Origin of the sequence: Microbacterium rhizosphaerae (genome assembly GCF_034120055.1) — a bacterium.
Classification (GTDB): Bacteria; Actinomycetota; Actinomycetes; order Actinomycetales; family Microbacteriaceae; genus Microbacterium; species Microbacterium rhizosphaerae.
Genome location: NZ_CP139368.1, coordinates 3,332,638 through 3,344,984, shown reverse-complemented (window position 1 = coordinate 3,344,984; position 12,347 = coordinate 3,332,638). Strand labels below are relative to the sequence as shown.

The following is a 12,347-nucleotide window of genomic DNA, read 5'->3' as shown; positions in this document are numbered from 1 at the left end:
TCTGCATCGTCCCCGAACTCGCCCTTGCGCCGAACGGCGGCGTCCTGCAGAATGTAAGCGCTTGCAATCAAGCTCCGGGGTCGATGAAGCCGCCGTTCGTGCCTTCCGCCCCGATCTCCCGATCAGAGAGGCAAACACCGATGAAGGTGAACAAGAAGGGGGCGCTCGGTCTCCTCGCGCTCGTCGCGGCCAGCGCCGTCGCGCTCACCGCGTGCTCGGGCGGAACCGCCGCCAACAAGCCCACCTCGAGCGGCTCGCTCACGGTGTGGGTCGACGCCAACCGCGCGGCCGCGATGAAGGACGTCGCAGCCGAGTTCCAGAAGGAGAAGGGCGTCAAGGTCAACCTGGTCATCAAGGACTACGGGAAGATCCAGCAGGACTTCACGGCTCAGGTCCCGACCGGCAAGGGCCCGGACATCACCATCGGCGGCCACGACTGGATCGGCGGATTCGTCAAGAACGGCGTCGTCGCACCGGTCGAGCTCGGCTCGAAGTCGGGTGACTTCGAGAAGATCGCGATCCAGGCCGTCACTTACGACGGCAAGCAGTACGGTCTGCCGTACGCGATCGAGAACATCGCCATCATGCGCAACACCGCGCTCGCCCCGAACCCGACACCCTCGACCTACGACGAGATGATCTCGGCGGGCAAGGCCTCCGGCGCCAAGTACCCGTTCCTCATCGGCCTCGACGCCGCCAACGGCGACCCGTACCACACGTACCCGTTCCAGACCTCGTTCGGCAGCGCCGTCTTCGCGCAGAACTCCGACGGCTCGTATGACGCCTCGAAGCTGACGATCGGCGACGACGCGGGCAAGAACTTCGCCAAGTGGCTCGGCCAGCAGGGCGCCGCGGGCATCTTCAAGCCGGGCCTGACCGGTGACCTCGCCAAGGCGGCGTTCAACGCGGGCGAGTCGCCCTACTTCATCACCGGTCCGTGGAACGTGCCGGATGCGCAGGCCAAGGGCATCAAGATCGCCATCGACCCGATCCCGTCGGCCGGCGGCCAGGCGGCTCGTCCGTTCGCGGGTGTGCAGGCGTTCTTCGTGAGCTCGAAGTCGAAGAACAAGCTGCTCGCCAACGAGTTCCTCGTGAACTACATCGGCACCGAGAAGGTCCAGACCGAGCTCTACAAGGCCGGTGGCCGTCCCCCGGCACTGACGAGCGCGTTCACCGCAGCGCAGTCCGACCCGATCATCGCCGGTTTCGCCAAGGTCGGCGCCGACGCCGTCCCGATGCCGAGCATCCCGCAGATGGGTGCCGTGTGGGATGACTGGGGCAAGTCCGAGGTCGCGATCATGAAGGGCGGCGAGGCCGTCTCCACGTGGCAGACCATGACCACGAACATCCAGGGCAAGGTCGCCGCGGGCTGACCTTCGCAACGGCGGGCGGTGCCATCGGCACCGCCCGCCGTTCCATCCGAACCAGATCGCAATCGATCGCACAGGAGCGACGCCGATGACCGCACCCATCCTCGACAAGCCGCCGACCTCACCGGCCGAGCGTGCCGCGCAGCGTCGCCAGAAGCGGGCGGCCGCGTACGCCGAAGCGGCCTCCCTCGGCTGGAAGGTCTGGGTCGCGAAGATCGTGATGCTCGGCATCATCGACGCCCTCGCCGTCTACGCCATCCTCGTGCTCGTCGGGCAGGGCCAGTGGCTCGTGCCGCTCATCATCGGCGTCGTCGCCGTCGTGGTCAACGTCATCTACCTGCGGCCGGGAATGCTGCCGGCCAAGTACCTGACGCCGGGCCTCATCTTCCTCTTCATCTTCCAGATCTTCGTCGTCCTCTTCTCGGCCTACATCGCCTTCACCAACTACGGCACCGGCCACAACTCGACGAAGGAGGACGCGGTCAACGCGCTGCTGCTGCAGTCGCAGACGCGCGTCGAGAACTCCCCGATCTACCCCGTCTCGGTCCTGGAGCGTGCCGGCGACTTCTTCCTCCTGGCCACCGACCCCAAGACGAACCAGGTCTACGTCGGCGGCGAGAACCGGCCCCTCGAGAAGGTGGCGCACCCGGAGATGTCCGGGGACACCGCCACGGGCGCGCCGGGCTACCGCACGCTGTCGTTCGGCGAGATCGCCCAGAATCAGGATGCGATCGGCAACCTCTCGGTTCCGCTCACGAAGGATCCGAACGACGGGTACCTCAAGACCACCGACGGCTCGAACGCGTACGTCTTCCTCTCCACGCTGAAGTGGGATCCGAAGGCCGACACGATGACGGACACCAAGACCGGCACCGTCTACTACGACAACGGGCACGGATCCTTCCAGGCGAAGGACGGCCAGAAGCTCGAGGTCGGATGGTCCGTCTGGGTCGGCTTCGAGAACTTCGTCCGGGCCTTCAGCGACCAGTCCATCCGCGGTCCGTTCTTCGCCGTTCTCGTCTGGACGTTCGCGTTCGCCATCCTCTCCGTGGGGACGACGTTCATCCTGGGTCTCTTCCTCGCGATCGTCTTCAACGATCCGCGCATGAAGAGCAAGAAGTACTACCGGGTCGTCATGATCCTGCCCTACGCATTCCCGGCCTTCCTCTCCGCGCTCGTGTGGGCGGGGCTGTTCAACACAGACTTCGGCTTCATCAACCAGGTGCTGCTGGGCGGTGCATCCATCCCATGGCTCACCGACCCGTGGCTGGCGAAGTTCGCGATCCTGTTCACGAACCTCTGGCTCGGATTCCCCTACATGTTCCTGGTGTGCACCGGCGCGCTGCAGTCGCTCCCCGAGGATGTCGTCGAGGCCGGTCGCATGGACGGGGCGAGCGTGTGGCAGATCTTCCGCCACTTGAAGTTCCCGCTGCTGCTGGTGGCCGTGGCTCCTCTGCTGATCTCGTCGTTCGCGTTCAACTTCAACAACTTCAACCTGATCTACATGATGACCAACGGCGGCCCGCAGTTCGCGGACGCCAGCATCAATGCGGGAGCGACGGACCTCCTGATCTCCATGGTGTACAAGGTCGCCTTCGTCGGCGCGAACCGCGACTACGGCCTGGCCAGCGCGTTCTCGATCATCATCTTCCTCCTGGTCGCAGGCATCTCCTGGCTGGGATTCCGTCAGACCAAGGTGCTCGAGGAGCTGAACTGACATGAGCGACAACACTCCTGCGACCAAGACCACCGGCGACCTGGACGAGCTCGCCCGGGGCGAGGTCGATGCCCGCTCCGTCACGCTCGACGGGATGGAGGCGACAAGCCCCGCTGCCGACTCCCGTGGCAACGGCGCGGCCGCGCCCCGGCGTCCGTTCCGTCGCTATTTCCGCGAGACCGGCTGGCGCCACATCGTGGGCGTCGTCATGCTCCTGTTCTCGGCGTTCCCCCTGGTCTATGTCCTATCGGCGTCGGTGGCGCCGGGCGGAACGCTGCTCAGCACGAACGGTCTGTTCTCGGAGGTCAGCTTCCAGAACTACATCGACCTGTTCAGCAATCCGATCCGGCCCTACGCGGCCTGGTATGTGAACACCCTCGTCATCGGTCTCTCCGCGGCCCTCGGCAGCGTGTTCCTGTGCGCCCTCGCGGCGTACTCGTTCTCCCGCATGCGCTTCCGGGGTCGACGCGGAGGCCTGCTCACGCTGCTGCTGGTGCAGATGTTCCCGCAGCTGCTCGCGGTGGTCGCCATCTTCCTGCTGCTGTCGTCGATCGGCGACATCTTCCCGGCGCTCGGCCTGAACTCTCAGCTCGGGCTGATCATGATCTACCTCGGCGGCGCACTCGGCGCGAACACCTTCCTCATGTACGGGTTCTTCAACACGGTCCCGTCCGAGATCGACGAGGCTGCGAAGATCGACGGGGCCGGGCACGCGCGCATCTTCTTCACGATCATCCTGCGCCTTGTCGCACCCATCCTCGCGGTCATCGGACTCCTCGCCTTCATCGGCATCACAGGCGACTTCCTGATCGCGTCGACCGTGCTGATCGACCCGGACAAGCAGACGCTCGCAGTCGGCCTGTACCAGTACGTGTCGACCGACGCGAAGGAGTGGGGCGTGTTCGCGGCGGGCGCGGTGCTCGCCGCCATCGTCCCTGTTGTCCTGTTCCTCTCGCTGCAGCGCTTCATCGTCGGCGGTCTCACCGCCGGCAGCGGCAAGTAAGGGATGCTTCGGCGATCCGTCGTCGTCGCGGCCGTCGCAGTCGCGCTCGCGCTGGGCCTGAGCGCCTGCGCGAGTGCGGCCGCACAGCCGAAGGAGTCGGCATCCATCCCTGCGGGCATCACCGGCGTCGGCGTCGAGATGTTCCAGCGACCGTGGACGTCGATCGGCACCGAGTGCGGATCGACCCTGGGTCCCGCCGGATTCTCATGGGTGCTCACCTCGCCGCCGCAGGAGCACATCACCGGCACCCAGTGGTGGACCTCCTACCAGCCGGTCAGCTACACCGTCGACTCGAAACTCGGCACCGAGCAGCAGTTCGCCGACATGGTGAAGGCATGCCGGGCCGCCGGGGTGAAGGTCATCGCCGACGCGGTGATCAATCACATGACGGCCCAGGGCGCCGGCACCGGATTCGCGGGCACGGCCTTCACGAAGTACGCATACCCGGGTCTGTACGGCCCGAAGGACTTCCACCACTGCACGCTCACGCCGGACGGGTCGATCCAGGACTACACCTCGCGTGCACAAGTGCAGACGTGCGAGCTCGTGGGCCTCGCCGACCTCGACACCGCCTCCGCCCACGTCCGGACGACGATCGCCGGCTATCTGACGCACCTCCTCGGCCTGGGCGTCGCGGGATTCCGCATCGACGCGGCCAAGCACATGGCGGCCGAGGACGTCGCCGCCATCGTCGCGATGCTGCCGAAGGGCACTCCGGTCATCAGCGAGGTCATCCGCGGCGCAGAGGAGCCGATCCAGCCGGAGGAGTACACCCGGATCGGGCAGGTCTTCGAGTTCGCCTATGCGCGGGAGCTCGGCCCCCAGCTGACGGCAGGCGTGCTGATGGACCCTGCACGCGCGGACCACGTGCCGTCCGCATCCGCCGTCGTCTTCGTCGACAACCACGACACCGAGCGCGGCGATGCCGCCGTCACCTACCGCGACGGCCCTCTCGATCTCATGGCCGACGCGCTCATGCTGGCCGACGACTACGGCACGCCCGTCGTCTACTCGGGCTACGCGTTCTCGGATCCGGATGCGGGTCCCCCGCAGGATGCGTCGGGCCACGTGACCGGGTGGGAGTGCGCCGGAGCGACCGGGCCGAAGGCGTCGTACGCCGACGGCGAGGGAGTCTGCGCGGAGGCCTGGAAGTCCATCGCCGGGATGATCGAATGGCGGGATGCCGCGGGCGCCGCCGAGCGCCGGCCGGGCGTCTCGAAGGGCGCCGCCTACGGCTTCGAGCGCACCGGACGCGCCGTCATCGCAGCGAACCCGGGTTCCTCGCCCGCGACTCTCGCCGTGCCGACGACCCTCCCCGCCGGAACCTATTGCGACGTCATCGCCGACGGGCCGAGTATGGACGGGTGCGCCGGCGGCGCCACGGTCCGGGTGTCGGACGGCGCCGCTACGTTCGACCTGGATGCGGGGCAGACCGCCGCGATCCATCTCGGTGCGACCGGCTGAGGCCGCCGCACCGCACAACTGAACAACAACACAGGGGCTCTGTCATGGCGTCTTGCCGTGCAACCACGCGACAGCATTCGCTTCTCGACAGAAGGGATCCTCTCCCATGCCTCTCACCCCGCATCACGACAGCTCCCCGCTGCACGTCTCGACGCAGCATCCCTCGCTCGGCGATCAGGTGCAGGTGCGCCTGCGCGTGCCCGACGGCTACGGCCCCGTGGCCCGCGTGTCCGTGCGCTCGAACCCCGACCACGAGCCGGCCTGGTGGGAGGCCGAGCTGATCGGCTCCGCCGGCGGCTGGGACTGGTGGGAGGCGACGATCACCGTCGCCAACCCGCGCCACGGCTACCGCTGGCACCTCGTGCTCGAAGACGGCACGCACGTCGCGATCGGCCAGGGCGGCCCGACGACCCTCGAGCCGCTCGACGGCTTCGACTTCGCACTCGTCGCCGGCAACGAGCCGCCCTCCTGGATGAACGACGCCGTGCTGTATCAGATCTTCCCCGACCGCTTCGCGCGGTCCGAGGCGGCGGACGACCGGCCGGTGCCGGACTGGGCCATCCCCGTGTCGTGGGACACCCCGGTCGACCCGGACGCCCCCGGCCGCAGCGGTCAGCTGTACGGCGGCGACCTCGACGGGATCGTCGAGCGCCTCGACCACATCGAGAGCCTCGGGGTGTCGGTCGTCTACCACACGCCGATCTTCCCTGCGGAGTCCAACCACCGCTACGACGCGTCGAGCTTCGAGCTCATCGACCCGCTCCTGGGGGGCGATGAGGCCTACGTCCGGCTCATCGAGGCGCTGCACGCCCGCGGCATCCGCATCATGGGCGACCTGACGTCGAACCACTCCGGCTCCGCGCACGAGTGGTTCCGCGCCGCGTACGAGCACCCGGGCGCGCCGGAGGGCGACTTCTACTACTTCCTGGATGCCGAGCACACCCGCTACGAGTCGTGGCTCGGCGTGCCGAGTCTGCCGAAGTTCGACTGGAGCTCGCACGAGCTGCGGCGACGCTTCATCGAAGGCCCCGACTCGGTGGTCGCGAAATGGCTCAAGCCTCCCTACGGCATCGACGGCTGGCGTATCGACGTCGCCAACATGACCGGCCGGCTGGGTGCGATCGACCTCAACACCGACGTGCGGCGCATCCTCCGCCAGACGATGGTCGAGACGAATCCCGACACGCTGCTGCTCGGCGAGTCCACGAACGACGCGGCGAGCGACCTGCAGGGCGACGCGTGGCACGGCGGGATGACGTACCCCTCTTTCACCCGGGGCCTGTGGGCGTGGCTGGGTGATGCTCCCACGGCGAAGGACGACTGGTTCTTCGGCATCCCCGCCGGACGGCCGCGGTACACCGCGCGCGAGTTCGCGGAGCAGCTGGAGCGCTTCACCGGGCAGATCCCGTGGCGGGTGCGGGCGGGATGCATGCTCCCTCTCGACACGCACGACACCGCGCGATTCGCCACCATCGCGGCCGAGGGCACGATCCCGCTGGCGGTCGGCCTGTCGATGACGCTTCCCGGCATCCCCGTCGTGTTCGCCGGCGATGAGTTCGGCCTGACCGGCGTGGACGGCGAGATGAGCCGCACCCCGATCCCGTGGAACCGCATCGATGAGCCCGAGGTGGCATCGCGGATCGACCTGTACCGGCAGCTGATCGGCCTGCGCCGCGCGAGCGTCGCTCTGCGCGAGGGCGGATTCCGCTGGCTGCACGTCGACGACGACACGATCGTCTTCGTGCGCGAGTCCGAGGCCGAGTCGGTCCTCGTGCTCGCGTCGCGGGGTGACGTCGATCTGGGGCTCGCGGCGCCGGCGGTGGATGCGACGGATGCCGAGGCCCTCTTCGGCGAGGCGACTCTCGCCGTCGCCGACGACGGCTCGGTCGACATCGCGGCCGACGGACCGGTGTTCGCGATGTGGCGCCTGGCCGGTGTCGCGGTTCCCGTGGTCTCGAAGACCGCGACGGCGAAGGCGGTCATCCGGTGAGCTCGGTGCCGAAGGATCTGGATGCAACGCGGTTCGAGGCGCTGTCCGCCGGACTGGCCGCGGGCGTCCGCGACCGCGACGACCTGATCGGACTGGTGCTGCTCGGCTCGGCCTCGGACGAGGCGGCGGCCCGCCGTGACGAATGGTCGGACCACGACTTCTTCGCCCTCATCGCGGACGGCCGAGGCCCCGAGGTGCGCCCGGACCTGTCGTGGCTGCCCGACCAGGACCGGATCGTCCTGACCGCGCGCGAGGGCGAGATCGGCTTCGTCGCGGTGTACGACGACGGGCACGTGTTCGAGTTCGCGTTCTCAGAGGCGGGCGAGCTCGCCGGCGCCGTCGCGGGCGACGCGACAGTGGTGGTGGACGACCAGCGCAGCACGACGGCGCTGCTGCTGTCCGAGTCGCGGGCGCGGGCGGCCGCATCCGACTCCTTCGACCCGGCCAACGACGCGCGACTGGTGCTCGTGAAGCTGCTCATCGGCGTCGGCCGCGTGCGGCGCGGCGAGGTGCTCAACGGCCAGGGCTTCGTGCGGCAGTGGGCGACCCAGCTGCTCGTCCGCGCGATCCGCGGACGCTTCCCGCACGGGTCGACCACGGCACGCGACACCATCGACCCCGTGCGCCGGTTCGAGCAGGACTTCCCGCGAGAGGCGGCGCTCATCGCGGATGCGCTCGATCAGCCGGTAGAGGATGCGGCGCGCCGCCTGTTCGCCCTCACCCGCGCGCTGCTCGAGCCGGATTGGGAGGAGTTCCCCTCACGTGCGGCGGACGCCGTCGCCGACCGGCTGGGGTGGCCCAGAAACGGCGGCGCGTTCCTAAACTGAAGGTCATGCGTCCGATATCGGAAGAGCAGCTCCGCGCTGCATTCGTGAACGCGGCTCCCGACGATCTGCGCCTGCTGGCGCTCCCGCACGACTTCGTGCTGACCGACTGGGACCACCTGGATTTCCTCGCGTGGCGGGATCCGCGGACGAAGGGCCGCGGATACCTCGTCATCGACCAGGGCGGGCAGCCGACGGGCGTGGTCCTGCGCGCCGCGAACGGCTCGTCGCACGCGCGCGCCGCGATGTGCAATCTCTGCCACACGATGCAGCCTGCGGATCAGGTGTCGCTCTTCACGGCGCGATTGGCGGGGGATGCGGGCGACCGCGGCGACAGCGTCGGCACGTACATGTGCGCGGACCTCTCATGCCATGAGAACGTGCGGCTCGCGGCTCCGCTCGCGCCCAACGAGGTGCGGGCCAGCGTCGACCGCCGGATCGACGGGACCCGGCACCGCGCCGAGGCCTTCGTCGAGTCCGTGGCGGAAGCGTCGGCATGAGCGACGGGACCGGACGGGTCGTCGTCGTCGGCGACGCCCTCATCGACGAGCTCCGCGACGACACCGGCGTGCGCGAGCTCGTCGGGGGAGCGGGCCTCAACGTCGCCGTCGGGCTGCAGCTGCTCGGCGTGGCGACGACCATGATCGCCATGGTCGGCGACGACGAGGCCGGCGCACACATCCGCGCCTACCTCGCCGACTTCGGCGTGGAGCTGCTCGCGTCGCCCTCGCCCTTCGGCTCGGCGCGCGCGGTCAGCACGCGCTCCGGCGGCGGCGAGCCCGTCTACGTCTTCAACGGGGCGGCGCAGGGGCGACGCATCCATTTCGGCGACGAGCAGCGGAGCGCGCTCGCGGAGGCACCGCTCGTCGTCGTCAGCTCGTTTCCGTTCGACGATGCGGAGCAGACGGCGACTCTGCTGGATGCCGTTGCCGGACGGCTCGCGGTCGACCCGAATCCGCGACCCGGCCTGCTGCGCGATCGTGCCGGGTTCGTGCGGGGCTTCGAGCACGCGGCGGCCCGCGCGAGCCTGGTGAAGGTCGGCGAGGAGGATGCCGAGCTGCTCTACGGCCGTCCGCTGGAGGAGGTGCGCGATGCCATCGCGGGTCTCGGGGCGGCAGTCGTCGTCGCGACCAAGGGTGCGGCGGGTGCATCCGTCGCGGTGGACGGCGCGGTGATCGACCGGGGCATCTCGCAGCTTCCGGGGCGCATCGTCGACACGATGGGCGCGGGGGATGCCGTGCTCGCGGTGCTCGCGCGGGCGCTCATCGGCGGGGTCGAGGACTGGGGCGTGGCACTGCAGCTCGCGATGGACACCGCAGCCGCCACCTGCCGCTTCGAGGGCGGGCTGCTTCGCGTGCCCGCCGCGCTCGAGGTCAAGGACCACACAGGATCCTGAGGCCGGTGGCTCGATTTCGAGGTCGGCGCGTTCGCGGGTAAGATTGTCAATCGCGCCTCCGGTCGACTGCACAAGCTGGGCGGGTGCGCCTCGGCGAGTTACCCAAGTGGCCAAAGGGATCTGACTGTAAATCAGCCGGCGTAGCCTTCGGGGGTTCGAATCCCTCACTCGCCACCACGACGCAAGAAGCCCCCGCATGCCGGGGGCTTCTTGCGTTTCATGACACGCGCTGCGGGAGTGGGACGGCCGCGGGTGCCGGCATCCCGTTCGTGCGCACTCCCGTGAAGGTCAGCCACAGGCCGAGACTCAGCTCCCACAGTGCGACGGGGAGAGCGGCGAGGCCTGCGACGGCGGACGTCTGGGTCCAGGCCCCGAACAGCGTGCCGAGCGACGACGCGAGCAGGATCGGCGCGCCGATGAGACCGACGATCGGGATGACTGCGGGTACGAGCCGCGCACGCAGCACCACCGTGCCCAGGAGCAAAGCGTTGACCGCCGGCATCACGCCCGGGCCGAGCAGGAAGGTCCAGCCGTGCAGCGTGCTCATCGCGTCTACCCCCGCGGTGCGCAGGGACGTCAGAGTCATGACGCACAGCACGCCCACCAGGATGAGGCTCGCCTCCAGGGTGCGCGAGACGACGAAGCCCACGGCGAGCGGCTCGCTGTACCGCCGCGTGATCGGCAGCAGTGCGACCGCCGTGCCGACACAGGCGAACGCGAGCATGATCTCCAGCAGCGCCCCCCAGATCGCGAACTCCGGATGGACGCCGTGCTCCAGCAGCGGCGTCTCCAGCGCCAGCGCGGGAATCGACGTGGCGAATGTGACGAGATACAGGATGCCCGCCGTGCGGGCGAGCGAGCGGTCGTGGTTCATGGCTGTCCCTCCAGAAGGTGTACGCCGTACACCGGTCGCAGCTCAGCATAGGTGTACGATGTACACCGATGCAAGAGGAAGCGCCGGCATGACGCCTCAGCGCGGACGGGCCACCCCGCTGGATCGCGGAACGGTCGTGGCCGAGGCGATCGCCCTGGCCGATGAGGGCGGCCTGGGTGCCGTCAGCATGCGCGCGCTCGCGGCCCGCCTCGGCGTTGTCCCGATGGCGCTCTACAAGCACGTCGCCGATCGCGAGGACCTGGTCGGCGGCATGATCGACGCCGTCGTGCAGTCCTACCCGGTCCCGATCGAGGAGGGATGGCGCGCGCGGGTGCGCGGCCGCGTGCTCGGCGCCCGTGACGCGCAGGCGCGGCATCCGTGGATGCCGACGGCGATCGGCGAGGCGACGCGTCCCACGCTGACCGCGCTCGCCCACATGGATGCGGTGGCCGGCGATTTCATCGATCACGGCTTCAGCGTGGATCTCACCCACTACGCGATGCACGCGCTCGGCCTCCGCATCTGGGGGTATACGACGGAGGCGTTCTCCGGCCCTCCGGCGGGAGCGGGGGACCCGGAGGCCGCAGCGGCCCTCGCGATGCGGTTCCCCCGTGTCGCGGCCATCGCCGCCGACACGGCCCTGCGCAACCCCGCAGGGGCCTGCGATGAGCGCTATGAGTTCGAGTTCGCCCTCGACCTGCTGCTCGACGCCTTCGCTCGCCTGCACGAGACCGGCTGGGTCTCGGCATCCCGGGTCTGATTCCGGCGAGGCGCGGCTCATCCACAGGCCGCAGCGAGCCTGCACACCCCGCGCCTCGACGTGTCAGGATGACAGCACGGCCGTTGGGGCCTGCGAACGGAGGCTGACATGACCGAGCCCGTCTCACCGGCGGATGCCGCGGCATCCCGATCATCGCTCCTGACGACCGCAATCTGGGTCGTCATCGGGGCGCTCATCGCGGCGGCGCTCGTGTGCGTCGTGTGGGTGCTGTTCGGTTCGCAGAACGGACTGGTCGGCCGGGCGTTCCTGACGATCCTGCTGCTCATCGCGTTCGCAGCCGTCGCGATCATGGACGTGCGCCTCGCCGCCCGCCGCCCGGTGTGGTTCGCCCTCACGAGCATGGCGGTCTGGATCGTCACGCTCCTCATCGGCGCCTTCATGATCTGGATGCCCGGCTCCGACCTGAGCCTCGTCGGCCGCGTCGTGTCGTTCCTGCTGATCGTGCTGATCCTGCAGCTCGCCGTGCTGCACGTGCGACTCTACTGGCGGGCGCACGAGCGGCGCCCCACGACCTTCACCACGATCGTCGCCTACGTCACGATCGCGCTCGTCGCCGTCCTCGCGATCATGCTCGTGCTGCCGCTCATGCTCCACGAGTGGGTCGACTTCCACGACCTCTACTGGCGGTTCGTCGTCGCGGTCACGATCCTCGCCGCGCTCGGCACGGCTCTCGTTCCCCTCGTCAACATGCTGTTCATCCCGCGGCCGCCGCGTGCACCGAAGCCGCTGCCGTGGCCGACGTACGCCGACGGCCGCACTCCGCTTCCCGTGATGCCCGACGGCCAGCCCGACTGGCAGGCGTACTACACCGGCCGCCCGACGTACGCGCAGCCCGTTCCGCCGCTTCCCGCACCGCATCCGGTCGGTTATCCGACGCAACCGCCCACACCGCCGGCACCTCCGATACCGCCGGCATCCTGAGCCGCAC

The 12,347-nt window shown here is 69.1% G+C and carries 11 protein-coding genes and 1 tRNA gene; 11 read left to right on the top strand and 1 reads right to left on the bottom strand.

Features of this window, described 5'->3' with window-relative positions; all coding sequences use genetic code 11:
• Window positions 1-140 precede the first annotated feature (140 nt).
• The 9 genes from SM116_RS15275 to SM116_RS15235 all read left to right on the top strand — a co-directional run bounded on the left by SM116_RS15275 (window position 141) and on the right by SM116_RS15235 (window position 9,941).
• Window positions 141-1,373: a sugar ABC transporter substrate-binding protein gene (locus tag SM116_RS15275; protein WP_320941821.1), complete on the top strand. Its 1,233-nt coding sequence runs from the start codon at window positions 141-143 to the stop codon at window positions 1,371-1,373.
• 85 nt (window positions 1,374-1,458) lie between these two features.
• Window positions 1,459-3,087: an ABC transporter permease subunit gene (locus SM116_RS15270; RefSeq protein WP_320941820.1), complete on the top strand. Its 1,629-nt coding sequence runs from the start codon at window positions 1,459-1,461 to the stop codon at window positions 3,085-3,087.
• Between the two features lie 94 nt (window positions 3,088-3,181).
• Window positions 3,182-4,090, top strand: a complete 909-nt coding sequence (locus SM116_RS15265) for a sugar ABC transporter permease (protein ID WP_320944193.1) — start codon at window positions 3,182-3,184, stop codon at window positions 4,088-4,090.
• A 3-nt stretch (window positions 4,091-4,093) separates the two neighbouring features.
• A complete protein-coding gene (locus SM116_RS15260) occupies window positions 4,094-5,554 on the top strand; it encodes an alpha-amylase (RefSeq protein ID WP_320941819.1) in 1,461 nt (486 codons plus the stop codon).
• 106 nt (window positions 5,555-5,660) lie between these two features.
• Complete coding sequence (locus SM116_RS15255) at window positions 5,661-7,544, top strand: glycoside hydrolase family 13 protein (RefSeq protein WP_320941818.1); 1,884 nt, start codon at window positions 5,661-5,663, stop codon at window positions 7,542-7,544.
• Window positions 7,541-8,371: a hypothetical protein gene (locus tag SM116_RS15250; protein WP_320941817.1), complete on the top strand. Its 831-nt coding sequence runs from the start codon at window positions 7,541-7,543 to the stop codon at window positions 8,369-8,371. Before SM116_RS15255 ends, SM116_RS15250 begins: the two co-directional genes overlap by 4 nt.
• A 5-nt stretch (window positions 8,372-8,376) precedes the next feature.
• Window positions 8,377-8,868, top strand: a complete 492-nt coding sequence (locus SM116_RS15245; RefSeq protein WP_320941816.1) for an FBP domain-containing protein — start codon at window positions 8,377-8,379, stop codon at window positions 8,866-8,868.
• A complete protein-coding gene (locus SM116_RS15240) occupies window positions 8,865-9,764 on the top strand; it encodes a PfkB family carbohydrate kinase (RefSeq protein ID WP_320941815.1) in 900 nt (299 codons plus the stop codon). The genes SM116_RS15245 and SM116_RS15240 overlap by 4 nt, the downstream gene beginning before the upstream one ends.
• A gap of 92 nt (window positions 9,765-9,856) precedes the next feature.
• Window positions 9,857-9,941 (top strand) — tRNA-Tyr (locus SM116_RS15235).
• Between the two features lie 40 nt (window positions 9,942-9,981).
• On the opposite strand, the gene SM116_RS15230 is transcribed toward SM116_RS15235, so the two are convergent.
• Window positions 9,982-10,638 (bottom strand): DUF4386 domain-containing protein, encoded by a 657-nt coding sequence (locus tag SM116_RS15230; RefSeq protein ID WP_320941814.1) that lies wholly within the window; start codon window positions 10,636-10,638, stop codon window positions 9,982-9,984.
• An 88-nt stretch (window positions 10,639-10,726) separates the two neighbouring features.
• On the opposite strand from SM116_RS15230, the gene SM116_RS15225 reads away from it, so the two are divergent.
• The gene (locus SM116_RS15225) at window positions 10,727-11,398 is read left to right on the top strand and encodes a TetR/AcrR family transcriptional regulator (RefSeq protein ID WP_320941813.1); all 672 of its coding nucleotides are present in this window, start codon (window positions 10,727-10,729) and stop codon (window positions 11,396-11,398) included.
• A 108-nt stretch (window positions 11,399-11,506) separates the two neighbouring features.
• A complete protein-coding gene (locus SM116_RS15220) occupies window positions 11,507-12,340 on the top strand; it encodes a hypothetical protein (protein WP_320941812.1) in 834 nt (277 codons plus the stop codon).
• Window positions 12,341-12,347 lie beyond the last annotated feature (7 nt).

Excerpts from the sequence above, each read along its gene's own strand:
- SM116_RS15220 (WP_320941812.1), top strand. The coding sequence starts at position 11,507 with ATGACCGAGCCCGTCTCACCGGCGGATGCCGCGGCATCCCGATCATCG.
- SM116_RS15225 (WP_320941813.1), top strand. The coding sequence starts at position 10,727 with ATGACGCCTCAGCGCGGACGGGCCACCCCGCTGGATCGCGGAACGGTC.
- SM116_RS15245 (WP_320941816.1), top strand. The coding sequence starts at position 8,377 with ATGCGTCCGATATCGGAAGAGCAGCTCCGCGCTGCATTCGTGAACGCG.
- SM116_RS15240 (WP_320941815.1), top strand. The coding sequence starts at position 8,865 with ATGAGCGACGGGACCGGACGGGTCGTCGTCGTCGGCGACGCCCTCATC.
- SM116_RS15230 (WP_320941814.1), bottom strand. The coding sequence starts at position 10,638 with ATGAACCACGACCGCTCGCTCGCCCGCACGGCGGGCATCCTGTATCTC.
- SM116_RS15270 (WP_320941820.1), top strand. The coding sequence starts at position 1,459 with ATGACCGCACCCATCCTCGACAAGCCGCCGACCTCACCGGCCGAGCGT.
- SM116_RS15275 (WP_320941821.1), top strand. The coding sequence starts at position 141 with ATGAAGGTGAACAAGAAGGGGGCGCTCGGTCTCCTCGCGCTCGTCGCG.
- SM116_RS15265 (WP_320944193.1), top strand. The coding sequence starts at position 3,182 with ATGGAGGCGACAAGCCCCGCTGCCGACTCCCGTGGCAACGGCGCGGCC.
- SM116_RS15255 (WP_320941818.1), top strand. The coding sequence starts at position 5,661 with ATGCCTCTCACCCCGCATCACGACAGCTCCCCGCTGCACGTCTCGACG.
- SM116_RS15260 (WP_320941819.1), top strand. The coding sequence starts at position 4,094 with ATGCTTCGGCGATCCGTCGTCGTCGCGGCCGTCGCAGTCGCGCTCGCG.